The organism is Lachnoanaerobaculum gingivalis (assembly GCF_003862475.1).
In the GTDB taxonomy this organism is placed as follows: Bacteria; Bacillota; Clostridia; order Lachnospirales; family Lachnospiraceae; genus Lachnoanaerobaculum; species Lachnoanaerobaculum gingivalis.
This window is the reverse complement of record NZ_RRCO01000001.1, coordinates 710,816-725,754: the sequence shown is the minus strand read 5'-3', so window position 1 is coordinate 725,754 and position 14,939 is coordinate 710,816. Positions and strand designations below refer to the sequence as shown.

At 32.7% G+C, this 14,939-nt stretch carries 13 protein-coding genes; all 13 read left to right on the top strand.

Going from position 1 to position 14,939, the window contains the following annotated elements; translation table 11 throughout:
- Positions 1-6 precede the first annotated feature (6 nt).
- The 13 genes from EHV10_RS03330 to EHV10_RS03265 all read left to right on the top strand — a co-directional run bounded on the left by EHV10_RS03330 (position 7) and on the right by EHV10_RS03265 (position 14,819).
- A complete protein-coding gene (locus EHV10_RS03330) occupies positions 7-5,154 on the top strand; it encodes a DUF6531 domain-containing protein (protein WP_243116051.1) in 5,148 nt (1,715 codons plus the stop codon).
- Between the two features lie 9 nt (positions 5,155-5,163).
- Entirely contained in the window at positions 5,164-5,532 is a 369-nt protein-coding gene (locus EHV10_RS03325) for a hypothetical protein (protein ID WP_128673397.1), read from the top strand.
- A 251-nt stretch (positions 5,533-5,783) separates the two neighbouring features.
- Complete coding sequence (locus EHV10_RS03320) at positions 5,784-6,023, top strand: hypothetical protein (protein WP_128673395.1); 240 nt, start codon at positions 5,784-5,786, stop codon at positions 6,021-6,023.
- Between the two features lie 104 nt (positions 6,024-6,127).
- The gene (locus EHV10_RS03315; protein ID WP_128673396.1) at positions 6,128-6,496 is read left to right on the top strand and encodes a hypothetical protein; all 369 of its coding nucleotides are present in this window, start codon (positions 6,128-6,130) and stop codon (positions 6,494-6,496) included.
- Positions 6,497-6,747: 251 nt separating this feature from the next.
- On the top strand, positions 6,748-6,987 hold the full coding sequence (locus tag EHV10_RS03310; protein WP_128673395.1) for a hypothetical protein: 240 nt from the start codon (positions 6,748-6,750) through the stop codon (positions 6,985-6,987).
- 104 nt (positions 6,988-7,091) lie between these two features.
- Positions 7,092-7,265, top strand: coding sequence for a hypothetical protein (locus EHV10_RS14865; protein ID WP_243116050.1), 174 nt, complete (start codon positions 7,092-7,094; stop codon positions 7,263-7,265).
- A 547-nt stretch (positions 7,266-7,812) separates the two neighbouring features.
- Positions 7,813-8,202, top strand: coding sequence for a hypothetical protein (locus tag EHV10_RS14855; RefSeq protein ID WP_243116049.1), 390 nt, complete (start codon positions 7,813-7,815; stop codon positions 8,200-8,202).
- A 34-nt stretch (positions 8,203-8,236) separates the two neighbouring features.
- The gene (locus tag EHV10_RS03295) at positions 8,237-9,019 is read left to right on the top strand and encodes a hypothetical protein (protein WP_128673394.1); all 783 of its coding nucleotides are present in this window, start codon (positions 8,237-8,239) and stop codon (positions 9,017-9,019) included.
- A gap of 65 nt (positions 9,020-9,084) precedes the next feature.
- The gene (locus EHV10_RS03290; RefSeq protein WP_243116048.1) at positions 9,085-11,298 is read left to right on the top strand and encodes an RHS repeat-associated core domain-containing protein; all 2,214 of its coding nucleotides are present in this window, start codon (positions 9,085-9,087) and stop codon (positions 11,296-11,298) included.
- A 10-nt stretch (positions 11,299-11,308) separates the two neighbouring features.
- Positions 11,309-12,316, top strand: coding sequence for a hypothetical protein (locus tag EHV10_RS03285; RefSeq protein ID WP_128673393.1), 1,008 nt, complete (start codon positions 11,309-11,311; stop codon positions 12,314-12,316).
- 339 nt (positions 12,317-12,655) lie between these two features.
- A complete protein-coding gene (locus EHV10_RS14850; protein WP_243116047.1) occupies positions 12,656-13,129 on the top strand; it encodes a hypothetical protein in 474 nt (157 codons plus the stop codon).
- On the top strand, positions 13,113-13,592 hold the full coding sequence (locus EHV10_RS03270; protein WP_128673392.1) for a DUF5071 domain-containing protein: 480 nt from the start codon (positions 13,113-13,115) through the stop codon (positions 13,590-13,592). Before EHV10_RS14850 ends, EHV10_RS03270 begins: the two co-directional genes overlap by 17 nt.
- A 213-nt stretch (positions 13,593-13,805) precedes the next feature.
- The gene (locus EHV10_RS03265; RefSeq protein WP_128673391.1) at positions 13,806-14,819 is read left to right on the top strand and encodes a hypothetical protein; all 1,014 of its coding nucleotides are present in this window, start codon (positions 13,806-13,808) and stop codon (positions 14,817-14,819) included.
- The last annotated feature ends 120 nt before the right edge of the window (positions 14,820-14,939 follow it).

The window sequence follows — 14,939 nt, the reverse complement described above, 5'->3', positions numbered from 1 at the left end:
TGTCTAATGAAAAAAGTAAAGGGAAGTTCCATAAAGTTAAAAAGTGATGTAAATATATCAGCTGATAAAGTATTGCTTAAGGGGAAAAAATCAAGGACATATGAAGAATTAAAAGAGCCTTATAAGGATATGTCAAAGGACTTTGAAAGACTGCTTCCAATGATGCTTGGTGCAATGCCTGTCACGGCAGGAGTGCCAAGTGAGAAAGACAAGCTTATGTTAAAACTTATGGGAAGTTTGGCAGCCTGTGCAGGAGTAAAGATAATCAAAAATCAGGATGGAAGTTACAGTGCGGTTTATACGGGTGCGTTAAATCGTGTAAGAAATAATGCAGTGCCGGCGGTTTTAGAACTTAGTGATGTACAGCTAAAGGAAGAAATCTATAAAATCATTTCAAAGATGCTTGAAAAGAACGGTCCTGCCTTTGCCTCATGGAATGAACTTTTAAAAGATCTTATGAAAAACAACAGTATGGAAGATTTTTTAAAGGGGGCAAGGGGTGCATTATGTGCCATGACGGGAGATCCGGTAAATGCAAATACCGGAAACTTTACATATAGTAAAGAAGATATTGTGCTCAGATCAAAATTTCCTGTAGGTTTTATAAGGTCTTATAACAGTAGTGAAAAAAGAACGGGAGTACTGGGAAAAGGTTGGAGACACAGCTATGAAATATCTATAAGTCGTGAAGCAAACGGATATATATTACATTTATCCGACGGACAGGATGAAGCATATTTTGTGGATGAAGAAGAACGAATACATTCTGTTTTTGATGATTTCAATCGTTTAAAGCAAACGCAAACAGGATTTATTTACAATGCTGAAAGCGGACTTATATACCTTTTTGATAAAGAGGGGAAGCTTTTGCGTATAGAAAGAAAGGATGGCGAGGAGGTCTATCTTTCTTATGATGCAAAAGGCAGACTGATAGAAGTATCCGAAAAAAGTGGAAGTAAAATAGCCCTTTACTACAATGACTTCGGAAAATTAAGTGAGATAAAAGATCATACCGGAAGAAAAGTAGAGTACAGGTATGAAGGAAATCAACTTGGAAAAGTATACCATGAGGGAAAACTTACATACAGCTATTACTATAAAGATGAACTTTTGGAAAAGATAAAAAATCCAAGGGGAATCTATGTCCTTAAAAACCTTTACGACGGTGAAAACAGGGTAAAGATACAAAAATTTGCCGACGGAGGAATAATAAGATATGAGTATAAAAGTGAGGAAAGTAAGACCTTTGTCATAAATCAGAATGGAAACGCAGAGGTACATATACATGATGAGAATTTCAGAAATATAGAAAGTGAGTACGCAGGTGAGTCGGAAAGCTTTACTTATGATACAAGAAATCTGTTGACCTCATATAAGGATAAAAAAGGAAATATAACATCCTATGAGTATGATAAGGAAGGAAAACTTACAAAGGTTACTTTTCCTGACAATCAAAGCGAAGGTATAGACTATGACAGAGAAGGGAATGCAGCAGTCCATTATATAAACGGTGAAGAGATTGAAAAGTATTTCTATGATGATAAAGGAAGAATCATAGAAAGTAAAAATGCTTTAGGAGAAGGTACAAAGCTTGATTACAGCAAAGCTGGCAACACAGAAAGCCTTATAATAACTTTGCCTGACAATTCCAAAAGAAAAGTTTACTATGATAACAGAGGGAATATATCCGGTATCGAAGAAGAAAACGGTAAAGTAACCACTTATGAGTATGATAACCTTAATCGTGTGATTGCAAGCATTGACGGAGAAGGTAATAAAACAGGGTTTTACTATGATGAGAGAGACTTATTGACCGCTGTAAAGGATGCCTTAGGAAATACCTGTAGATATAGCTATACAGAGAATGGGAAACTGTCTTTATTTGAAGACTTTAGAGGCGGTATAACAAAGATAAACTATAATGAGTTAAATAATATAAATGATTTTACCCTGCCTGACGGTGAGATTTACAGAATGGAGTATGATCTTTGCCAAAACCTTATAAAGGAAGTATATCCTGACGGAGGAGAGGTAGAGTATAGTTATAATGCAATAAATCTGGTAGAAAAAAAGACTTTGCAAAATAAGGGTGAGTATAAGTATCACTATGATGCAAACGGAAATCTGATAAAGATAATCGATCCTTTGGGAAATATTGAAGAGTATTCATATGATGAAAGAAACAGACTTATATCTTACAGAGATAAATCCGGAGAGGAAACAGAGTATGAGTATGGAAAACATAGCCTGAATATAACAAATAATCTTGGAACACATAAAATAAAGTATGATATTTTGGGAAGGATAATACTTGAAACAGATGTGTACGGTTTTACAAGAGAATATGAATACAATGAACTTGGAAAAATAAAAAAGATAAAGTCGGGGGAATTGGAAACTCTTTATGACTATTATAAAGGTGGTCTTCTACAAAGAAAAACATATCCTGATAAAAGATATGAAATATTCACATATGATAAAAATTTGAATGTAGTAAAAAGGGAGAATGAAAAGGGAGATTATGTTTTATTTACCTATGACAAGCTGAACAGACTTATAGAGGCAAAGAATAACTTTTCACAAAAACAAAGCTTTGAATATGATGCCATGGGAAATGTAATAAAAGAAACGGATGCCATGGGACATATGACAAAATACAATTATTCTCTTGGAGGAAAACTGATATCAGTAATAGATGCCATGGGAAACAGAACGGAATACAATTATGATAAGGTGGGCAGGTTAATTACCGTATATAGACATGAAGGTGATAAAGAACTTATATCAGGTGTTGAATCGGCAAATACTTCCCTAAAAGAACCTATAGATGCAGTAAGTATCCCAAGGGTTACAAGATACAAAAGAGATCTTATGGGAAATATAGTGTCTGTTATAAATGCACTTGGATATGAAGAGACATTTTCATATGATCTTTTAGGAAGAGTGACAGAAAAGAAAGACAGAGAAGGTTATAATACCGCCTATTCCTACACGGAAGCCGGAGATATCAAAAGTATTATATACAATGACGGAAAAAGTGTAGAGTACACCTACAACAGCTTAAGACAGTTAAGTCAGGTAAAGGATGTAATCGGTACTATAAATATAGATAGTGATAAGTTTGGTAGAACTACAAAGGTAGTGGATTATAACGGTGAAGAAGTAAGTTATAGATACGGAAGGTATGGTGAGAGATTAAAGACATTATATCCTGACGGAAGCAGTGTATCATATGAATACGATAAATATTTAAGACTGACAAGCCTTACCTCAGGAAATAAAAGGGTGGATTATACTTATGACAAAGAAGGAAGACTTATCAGAAAGGATATGTCTGATGATATAAGCAGTATCTATGAATATAATGAAAGAGGACTCTTAAGCGGTCTTTGTCATTTAAAGAATAATGTAAAGCTTGAAGAGTATGCCTATGATTATGATCTTTTAGGGAATAAAACAAAGATTGTAAGACATAGGGATGTAAACTCGAAGGGAATAAAGGAAAATGATAATAAAGAAAAGATAATACATAAACTATGGGATGATTCATCCACCTTTTATTACAGTTATGATGCCCTAAGCAGACTTATAGAAGTAAAAAGAGGAGACAGACTTGTAAGTAAGTATACCTATGATGCCTATGGAAACAGGGAATCACTAAAAAGTGGTAATGATTTAGAGATAAGATATACTTATGACGCCTTGGACAGACTTATAAAAGAGGGAGGATTACAGGGAAATAAGACATACGAATACGATAAAAGAGGAAATCTTATCGGAATAACAGATAGAGGGAAGAGAGTAAGAGTCTACGAATACGACACTACAGGTAGGCTTGGTTTAAGTTACTCGAAATCAGGAAAAGCAAGAAGCTACAGCTATGACGGGCTTGGAAACAGGATGGGAATAAAAGAGTATGAAAGGGAGATAGGCTATGGTGAAGACGGGCTTAAGAGCATTCTGGAAGAAAACTTGTCAGAACTGACACCGTCATATGAAGAAAGCTATATACTTGACAGAACAAGGGCATATCATAACCTTTTGCAAAATAAAACGATAAAAAGAGGCAGTCAGGCAATACAAAGCTATATATGGGACTTTAATGTTGCATATATGGAAGAAGGGGAAAAAGAGTTTACCTATCTACAGGATGAGCTTGGAAGTACAATTCGCCTTCTTGAGCAGGGTGGAGAAAGTCAAGCTGTATATGGCTATGATGATTTTGGAGAAGATACTTATAATACACAGGGACAGATACAGCCATTCGGGTATACAGGCTATAGATATGATAATGTAGCTGATACCTACTTTGCACAGGCGAGAGAGTACGTGCCTGGAGTTGGCAGGTTTGCAGGAGAGGATTGGATAAAGGGAGAGATTTATTATCCCACTTCATTGAATCAGTATGGGTATTGCTTGGGGAACCCTGAGAAGTTTGTTGATTTAGATGGAAAAACACCGACTATACTTATTGGTGCAGGTATAGGAGCAGTATTTGGATTTGCCGGTGGACTCATTTCAGAAGAAATAGAAATAGCAAAAGGTAACCAAAAGAATATTAATTGGAATAATGTAATTGTAGATACTACATCAGGACTTGCAGTAGGAGCAATAGCAGGTACAGGTGTAGGAATAGGATATTTAGTAGCCGGAGGAATGTCCGTTGGAGCAGGTAATTATGTTACAAAGGTTGCTGCTAATGGTGAATTTAAAAGTAAAAGCTTGCAGGAGCATTTCGTTGATGGAGCAATCTCAAGTGTTGTTTGGGGTATTTCTGCGGCAGCCGGTGGAACAATGCAAAAAGAAGTACAAGAATTGAAAGAAATTAGTAAAATAATTGATAATGGATTATATAATATTGCTTTGGCAAAGGCTGTACAAGGAAGTGCATATATGGGTGATGCACCGGGAGAGAATATGGTTGATGTAGGCAAGTGGCAGTATACAGATTTTGTACAGAAGATGACATTAGCAAGCTTAAAAACAAATGTCTTAGCGACAGCTAAATCTATATTATCAGATATAGTAATGAAATTTGCCAAAGATAAAATTTATAAAAAACAAAACAATAATATGTCTGATGAGGAATTGAGGGAAAAATTTGAAAGATATATAAATAGATCGACCAAAGTTGGAAAATGCTTTGCAGAATAGGAGGATATTATGTCGAATGTCTGTACTACAGCAATAGTGACTTTTTTAGGATATATACTACTTTATGGTGTCTGTTGGGGAACAGATAAAACTGATATAGAAAAATATAAGAAAAAAATAAAGCTTAATAAGTATACAAGCATATTATTTTTTTTGTGGCCAAGGAATGAAAAAGTATATTGGCTAGTATATATAATAATAATTACTGAAAGTGTAGCATTTATATTAGTGTGGATAGCATACCTCTTAAATATAGTGTTTTTATATAAAATATTAATTAATTTATACATACGAATATATTTATCCGGAATTGTTATTCTTGGTATAATAATTCTAAAAAAAAGAATAAAAGATTTTATAAGTGGTAAAAGTAGATAAACCTAAAAAGTAGTAAAATGCAGTAAATATCAATGAGGTATGTAATATCTATGGTTATAATAAGAGCGGACTTGGCAATTTAAAGGAAGGCACAAAAAGGAGCATTAATTGGAATAATGCAATTGTAGATACAACTATATCAGGACGTACAGTAGGTGTAGGAATAGGATATATTATAGTAGCTGGAGTAATCTCAAGTGCTGTATGGGGTATTTCTGCGGTAGCCAGTGGTGCAAAAAGAAGTACAAGAATTGAAAGAAATTAGTAAAATAATTGATAACGGATTATATAATATTGCTTTGGCAAAGGCTGTACAAGGAGGTGCATATATGGGTGAAGCAGTGGGAGAGAATATGGTTGATGTAGATAAGTGGCAGTATACAGAATTTATTTGGGAAATGACCGTTGCAAGCATAAGAACGAATTTGTTAACTACAATGCTATCATGGTTTTCAGATATATCAATGAAAGAAATAAAAAAAAATTTATAAAAACAAAACAGAAATATTTCGGATGAAGAACTGAAAGATAAGCTTAAAAAATATATAAATTCAGCCACTAAAAAGGTAAATGCTTTACAGAATAGGAGAAATTTATGCTGGATATATTGACTTTATTATTAGGGACTTTTGCATTGTATATACTAATTTATGGTGTCTGTTGGGGAACAGATAAAACTGATATAGAAAAATATAAGAAAAAAATAAAGCTTAATAAGTATACAAGCATATTATTTTTTTTGTGGCCAAGGAATGAAAAAGTATATTGGCTAGTATATATAATAATAATTACTGAAAGTGTAGCATTTATATTAGTGTGGATAGCATACCTCTTAAATATAGTGTTTTTATATAAAATATTAATTAATTTATACATACGAATATATTTATCCGGAATTGTTATTCTTGGTATAATAATTCTAAAAAAAAGAATAAAAGATTTTATAAGTGGTAAAAGTAGATAAACCTAAAAAGTAGTAAAATGCAGTAAATATCAATGAGGTATGTAATATCTATGGTTATAATAAGAGCGGACTTGGCAATTTAAAGGAAGGCACAAAAAGGAGCATTAATTGGAATAATGCAATTGTAGATACAACTATATCAGGACGTACAGTAGGTGTAGGAATAGGATATATTATAGTAGCTGGAGTAATCTCAAGTGCTGTATGGGGTATTTCTGCGGTAGCCAGTGGTGCAAAAAGAAGTACAAGAATTGAAAGAAATTAGTAAAATAATTGATAACGGATTATATAATATTGCTTTGGCAAAGGCTGTACAAGGAGGTGCATATATGGGTGAAGCAGTGGGAGAGAATATGGTTGATGTAGATAAGTGGCAGTATACAGAATTTATTTGGGAAATGACCGTTGCAAGCATAAGAACGAATTTGTTAACTACAATGCTATCATGGTTTTCAGATATATCAATGAAAGAAATAAAAAAAAATTTATAAAAACAAAACAGAAATATTTCGGATGAAGAACTGAAAGATAAGCTTAAAAAATATATAAATTCAGCCACTAAAAAGGTAAATGCTTTACAGAATAGGAGAAATTTATGCTGGATATATTGACTTTATTATTAGGGACTTTTGCATTGTATATACTAATGTATGGTGTCTGTTGGGGAACAGATAAAACTGATATAGAAAAATATAAGAAAAAAATAAAGCTTAATAAGTATACAAGCATATTATTTTTTTTGTGGCCAAGGAATGAAAAAGTATATTGACTAATATATATAATATTAATTATAGAAAGTGTCGCATTTATATTAGTGTGGATAGCATACCTCTTAAATATAGTGTTTTTATATAAAATATTAATTAATTTATACATACGAATATATTTATCCGGAATGGTTATTCTTTGTATAATAATTCTAAAAAAAAGAATAAAAGATTTTATAAGTGGTAAGAGTAGATAAACCTAAGGATAATGTAGTATAGATAGTATATTTCAATGAGGTATGTAATATCTATTGATATAATAAAAGAGTACTATTAATCGGACTTTGCAATTTAAAGGAAGGTGTAAAGCTTGAGAAGTATGCCTATGGTATTTGGAGAAATTGGGCATATGAATACGATAAAAGAGGAAATCTTATCGGCATAAGCGATAGAGGAAAGAGAGTAAGAGCCTAAAAATATGATATCACAGGTAGGCTTGGCTTAATTTACTCAAAATCAGGAAAAGCAAGAAGCTACAGCTATGACGGGCTTGGAAACAGGATAGGCTTTAAAGAATATGAAGAGGATACCTATGGCACACAGGGACATTTGCAGCCATTCGGGTATACCGGTTACAGATATGATTATGGGGGATTTGCAGCTAATATTAGCTATGGAAATCCGGTAGTTGATACGACTATATCACTTGGGGTTGTACGTAATGTTTATGAACCTGTAGATTTTAAAGGAGAATTCGATGCACTATATACATATAATATATTAAAAGGTGGAAAAATTACAGCAACAGGAGTTAGTGCAAGAACAGGAGAAAAGGTTACATCTGTTTCGAAGTTAGCTATTTCAAAGTTTCAGATGAGTTTGGGATATAGCAAAACTTATTATGAGTTAGATACTCAAAATTGGATTCATGGTAGTTATTTCCATGATACAGGAGATGTTCCGCAAAAAAGTAATCCTTATTGTACACAGGTATATTAAGTAAGGCTATAATATTTTTTGTAGGTGTTTTATAATGAAAGAAAATATAAATTTTTTAATAGAGAGAAATAGTATATTAAATACAAATTTTTTTTGTGATATTGTTGTAGTTATTGCATTGATAATAGTGGCATGTATTTGTGTGGTTAGAAGACAAAAATTGAAAGAAAAAGAATATATAAAGAAAATCAGGTTAACGATGTCCTTTTTATTTTCTATAGGTATGTCTGCTATTATATGTCTATCAATTATTATGCCGATGATAAAGCACTTAAAACGGACAGTTGATTTAAAAAAAGATTTGAAAGAAATGTCAGTAATAAAATCTATAGGTATTGTAGATAAAATGTATTCATATGAAAAAGGTGTTAATGCGGTTGTAATAGGAAATACACATTACTACGTTGCACCAAATATTGGGAATATGAAAGAAAATATGGAGTTTGAATATGAATATTTAAAAAATTCACATTATATAATTTCTTTTGAGGTGCTAAGTGACGAACCTATTGGAAAAGATGCCTTTGTTAAAAACAGTACATTATGTAAGTTTGGATATAGTGGAATACAGCATGTTAGATATGATACAGTAGATGATCTGGCGTACAGATACGTTATGAGTTATTTAAAAAACACAAGTGATGAACAAGATTACTTAGATAAAGAAAGTTGGGAAATCTACTCATATTATATTAGTGAAAAGGGGTGGTATAGAAGTAACATATATTCATTACATGGTAATAAAAGGGCATATATCATAGTAGATAAGAATGGAAAACCACTGTATTTTTGGACATCAAATATGAAGGTGAAGTAGAGCATTTAAGAATATTTGAATTGATGTGGGTATTCATTATATTTTCATATAAACTTTTAGGAAGAGTGACAGAAAAGAAAGATAGAGAAGGTTATAATACCGCCTATTCCTACACAGAAGCCGGAGATATCAAAAGTATTATATATAATGACGGGAAAAGTGTAGATTACGCCTATAACAGCCTAAGAGAGTTAAGCCAGGTAAAGGATGCACTCGGTTTTATAAATATAGAGAGTGATAAGTTTGGCAGAACCACAAAGGTAGTGGATTATAACGGTGAAGAAGTCAGCTATAGATACGGAAAGAATGGTGAGAGATTAAAGACATTATATCCTGACGGAAGCAGTGTATCATATGAATATGATAAATATTTAAGACTGACAAGCCTTACCTCAGGAAATAAAAGAGTGGATTATACTTATGATAAAGAGGGAAGACTTATCAGAAAGGATATGTCTGAGGAAGTAAGCAGTATCTATGAATATAATGAAAGAGGACTATTAAGCGGTCTTTGTCATTTAAAGAATAATGTAAAGCTTGAAGAGTATGCCTATGATTATGATCTTTTAGGGAATAAAACAAAGATTGCAAGACATAGGGATGTAAACTCGAAGGGAATAAAGGAAAATGATAATAAAGAAAAGATAATACATAAACTATGGGATGATTCAGCCACCTTTTATTACAGTTATGATGCCCTAAGCAGACTTATAGAAGTAAAAAGAGGAGACAGACTTGTAAGTAAGTATACCTATGATGCCTATGGAAACAGGGAATCACTAAAAAGTGGTAATGATTTAGAGATAAGATATACTTATGATGCCTTGGACAGACTTATAAAAGAGGGAGGATTACAGGGAAATAAGACATACGAATACGATAAAAGAGGAAATCTTATCGGAATAACAGATAGAGGGAAGAGAGTAAGAGCCTACGAATACGACACTACAGGTAGGCTTGGTTTAAGTTACTCGAAATCAGGAAAAGCAAGAAGCTACAGCTATGACGGGCTTGGAAACAGGATGGGAATAAAAGAGTATGAAAGAAATATAGGCTATGGGGAAGACGGGCTTAAGGCCATCCTGGAAGAAAACTTGTCAGAACTGACACCGTCATATGAAGAAAGTTATATACTTGACAGAACAAGGGCATATCACAATCTTTTGCAAAATAAAACCATAAAAAGAGGCAGTCAGGCAATACAAAGCTATATTTGGGACTTTAATGTTGCATATATGAAAGAAGGGGAAAAAGAGTTTACCTATCTACAGGATGAGATTGGAAGCACAATTCGCCTTCTTGAGCAGGGTGGAGAAAGTCAAGCTGTATATGGTTATGATGAGTTTGGAGAAGATACTTATAACACACAGGGACAGATACAGCCATTCGGTTATACAGGCTATAGATATGATAATGTAGCCGATACCTACTTTGCACAGGCAAGAGAATATGTACCGGGAGTTGGCAGGTTTGCCGGAGAGGATTGGATAAAGGGAAGTATAGAACAGCCATTTAGCCTGGATCAGTATGGGTACTGTTATGGGAATCCGTTTGGATTGGTGGATTATGATGGAAAGAAGCCTAGAGTTCCATTGGCTAATCCGTCAAATGCCAATCCGCCAAAACCAAGGAAATATGCAGAAAACGATGCTTTACAAAATGAGAGTGGAGCTCCATATGTGGGAGTATTTTATTTAAACATCGAATCAGGTGCCAATGGCTTTGGACATGCAGCAATGATGTTGCTTAGGAGTGACGACACAGGGGATTTATATAGTTTTGTGGGTAGTTACGATAAGGTACATACTGTCATATTGGGCTATAATGATGCAAATGTGAATTATGCATACGGAGTAGATGTGGGAAGTATTGTGAATGCGGGTGAGTACAGTAGGGAGTATGATTTTGATATTAAAGAAAGAAATATTAATAAGATAGATACATACAACAGAGGTGTTTACTTTCCAATAACAGATGATTCAGGAAAAGCAATAGCCGCTGCTGCAAAAGAAACAATCTTAAACACAAATGGAGACGGACATGATAGAAAAGATTATAAATTATTTTTAAATAATTGTGATCAGAATGCCAGAAGATGGATACAAGCAGGAGGAATAACAATAGATACCGGAGGTCATATAGCACCGAATATGATATATATGTACATGACAAGGAAAATAGATGCAAAGGTGTGGATATATTCAAACGCAAAGTATGGTGATTTAAAAGAAGTTTGGGATGAAATCCATAAGAGCAAGGATTGTACTACAGTAGATTAAGGGGATGGCTATGAAGAAAAAAGCAATAAAAGCACTTGTATTTTTGATAATAATCGGAAGTATATATTGCCTTTATAATAAATATAATAATTATCAGATGTTAAAAGGAATAGATGTAAGTACGCCAATAATTTTTGCAGCAGAATTTGAAGACGGGAATAAAGGAACTTTTAAGTACAATATAATAACCGGAGAATATGAAAAAATTTCGGACTATATATTTCAGGAATTATCCTATAGTGATGATTATGAAAAGATTATAGGTGTGATATGGGAGGACAGGTTTCAGGGCATAGCAGAACTTGATATGAGGGATAATACATTTACACCTATTATAGATATGAGTAACTTAAATGTGTTAGTAAAATCAAAAGGGTTGGATGAGATTAAATATGATGGTCCAGGAGTGGTGCATCTTAATGTACCAAGATATTACAATGATGGATATACATGTTATTGGGGGAATAATTCGGGGGATATTATTTACATAAAAAAAGAGAATAATAAATGGAAGGTGGACATAGTAAATAGCAGTAGGTTTCAAGGATATACATATTTTATAAAAAAAGAAGAAGATTTACTATTTTTGGAAACTGAAAAAAGGTTGTTTAGTAAAAAGATAGGGCGTGGAACTATTATCGAAAAAAAAATTGGTAGTAGTGAAGAAAAGGGAATATTGGATATAGATTTAAAAGATGCCGCTTATCCAAGTGGACTTATGGATATGCCGGTTGATATGAGCAAAATTACATATTATGAAGAACCGGAAATATATATTTATGATTTGAATACTGAGAAAAAGAAACACTTGACAAATCAATATTTATTTAATCAAAAAATTATGGAATTGAAATTCTCACCTGATGGGAAATATATGCTGTATACAGTAGGTGACAATCCATTCTTTGGAGGTGGTTTTTATAGAAGAACCTTTTATCTGGTTGATATAGAATCAGGAAATAAAACAAAATTGGTTAAATGGAAGACCGGAGATATGTTTTATGGGATTGATTGGTAGTTGGTAATGTGTAAGATAGAGAGAAGTAAGAGCCTACGAATACGACACTACATGTAGGCTTGGTTTAGGTTACTCAAAATTAGAAAAAGCAAGAAGCTACAGCAATGATGGGCTTGGAAACAAGATGAGAATAAAAGAGTATGAAAGAAAGATAGGCTATGGTGAAGACTGGCTTAAGACCATCCTGGAAGTACAATTCGCCTTCTTGAGCAGGGTGGAGTAAGTCAAGTTATATATGGTTATGATGAGTTTGGAGAATATGCTTATAACACACGGGGACAGATACAGCCATTCGGCTATACAGGTTACAGATATGATAGGGACGGAAAAACACCGGAAATGGCTAGTAACTATTCACAAGTATTTGATATACTGAAAACAGGAACTGAAATGGCAGGAGCAGCTGCCTTAGCTGATAGTCCTGCACCTGGACCAATGGATTTAGTTGCATTAGGCATACTAGGTATAACATTAGTTGTATCCGGAGGAGTAGCAGTTGGTACATATATAAATAGTACGGCAAAGGAGAAAGAAAAGGCTAGGGTAATTGCATTAGAACAAGTAACAACAAAAAGACCTAATGAAACAGTTATATATAGACGTGAAAATGGAAATGCAACAGGAGTATTAATGGCAGTTATAGATAAACCAAATCATGTTTCTGTAAGACCTGTAAATCCTTTGGATATGATGGAATGGATTAATAGCAGGCCAACAGCAAAAGAGAATCCATACTACTTAACAAAAACATTAGCATCAATATCAATATCTATAAGAGATAATAGAGGACCATGTAATGTCAAAATTGATTGATAACTTAATTAAAAAATATGAATATAATATTTACATTAATGAGAATATATCTGGGGAAAAACTAGACAAATTAGCATTATTATTAGAAAAAGAAGAAAATAATACAGAAACTTATTTTAATCCTTTGAGATACAAAAGTAAGTTTTCATGGTTCAATATTCTATATATTATAGAAAGGATGAGTTACACTGGAAAATTAGAGTATATACCATTTTTAATAGAACTATTACAAGATGCAAATTGGCCTACATTTGAGTATACTGTTTCATTATTGGTGTCTTACAATAAAAATGATTTGTTACCCTATGTAGAAAGACTACTGTGGAGAGCATATGAAGATGATGATGAAATGTGGATATCTGGAATAGCTATACTTATTGAGGATAAGAATATTAAAAAAAGCGATTTTGAAAATCCAAAAACTTATGATTTGTTAAAGTATAGAGATTTTTATAGAACTTAATAAAATAAAAGGATGTAATATATATTTTATAGAAGAAAAAGTGTTTTCCTCACAAAAGTTACACATTTTTTTGGAATGATATAGAAAGAGATATTTGCTATATAGAAAAAGAAAATAATATTTGGAATATGAAAAGTATGGTGATTTCAAAGAAGTTTGGGATGAAATACATAAGAGCAAGGATTGTATCACAGTAGATTAAGGGGAATTGTTATGAAGAAAAATATAATAAAAGTATTTATATTTTTGATAATAATTGGAAGTATATATTGCCTTTATAATAAGTATAACAAGTATCAGATGTTGAAAGAAATAGATGATAGTGTACCGATAGTATTTGCAGCAGAATTTGAAGACGGAAATAAAGGAACTTTTAAGTACAACATAAAAACCGGAGAATATGAAAAAATTTCAGATTATATATTTCAGGAATTATCCTATAGTGATGATTATGAAAAGATTATCGGTGTGATATGGGAAGATAGGTTTCAGGGCATAGCAGAACTTGATATGAGGGATTACACATTCACGACTATTATAAACATTAGTGATTTAAATAAGTATGTTAAACAATTAGGATTGGAGGAGATTAAGTATGATATTCCAGGAGAGGCAGAGCTTCGTATGCCTAAATACTATAAAGATGGATATACATTCTTTTGGGGTTATTATTCAACACATATATGTTATATAAAACCTGTAAAAAATACTTGGGATATTAGTATTGTTAATAGTGGTAAATTCTTATGTTATTCATATTTCATAAAGGAAGAATATATGGAGAATAAATTGTTTTTAGAAACAGATGAAACGTTGATGAGTAAGAATGAAGATAGAGGGACTATTATTGAAAGAAATATAGGAGAAGATAATAAAGTAGGGATATTAGATATAGAGTTACCGGATCTTCTTGACTCAGATGGACTTATGGATATGCCGGTTGATATGAGCAAGATTGCATATTATGAGGAACCGGAAATATACATTTACGATTTAAATACAAGAAAAAAGAAACATGTAACAAATCAATGCTTATTTAATCAAAACATTATAGAATTGAAATTCTCACCTGATAGAAAATATATGCTTTATACAGTAGGTGACAATCCATTTTTTGGTGGTAGTTTTTATAGAAGAACTTTTTATCTGGTTGATATAGAATCAGGAAATAAAACAAAGCTGGTTAAATGGAGGACTGGAGATATGTTTTATGGGATTGATTGGTAGTTGGTAATGTGTAAGATAGAGAAAAGTAAGAGCCTATGAATATGATATCACATGTAGGCTTGGTTTAAGTTACTCAAATTTGGGAAAAGCAAGAAGCTACAGCTATGACGGGCTTGGAAA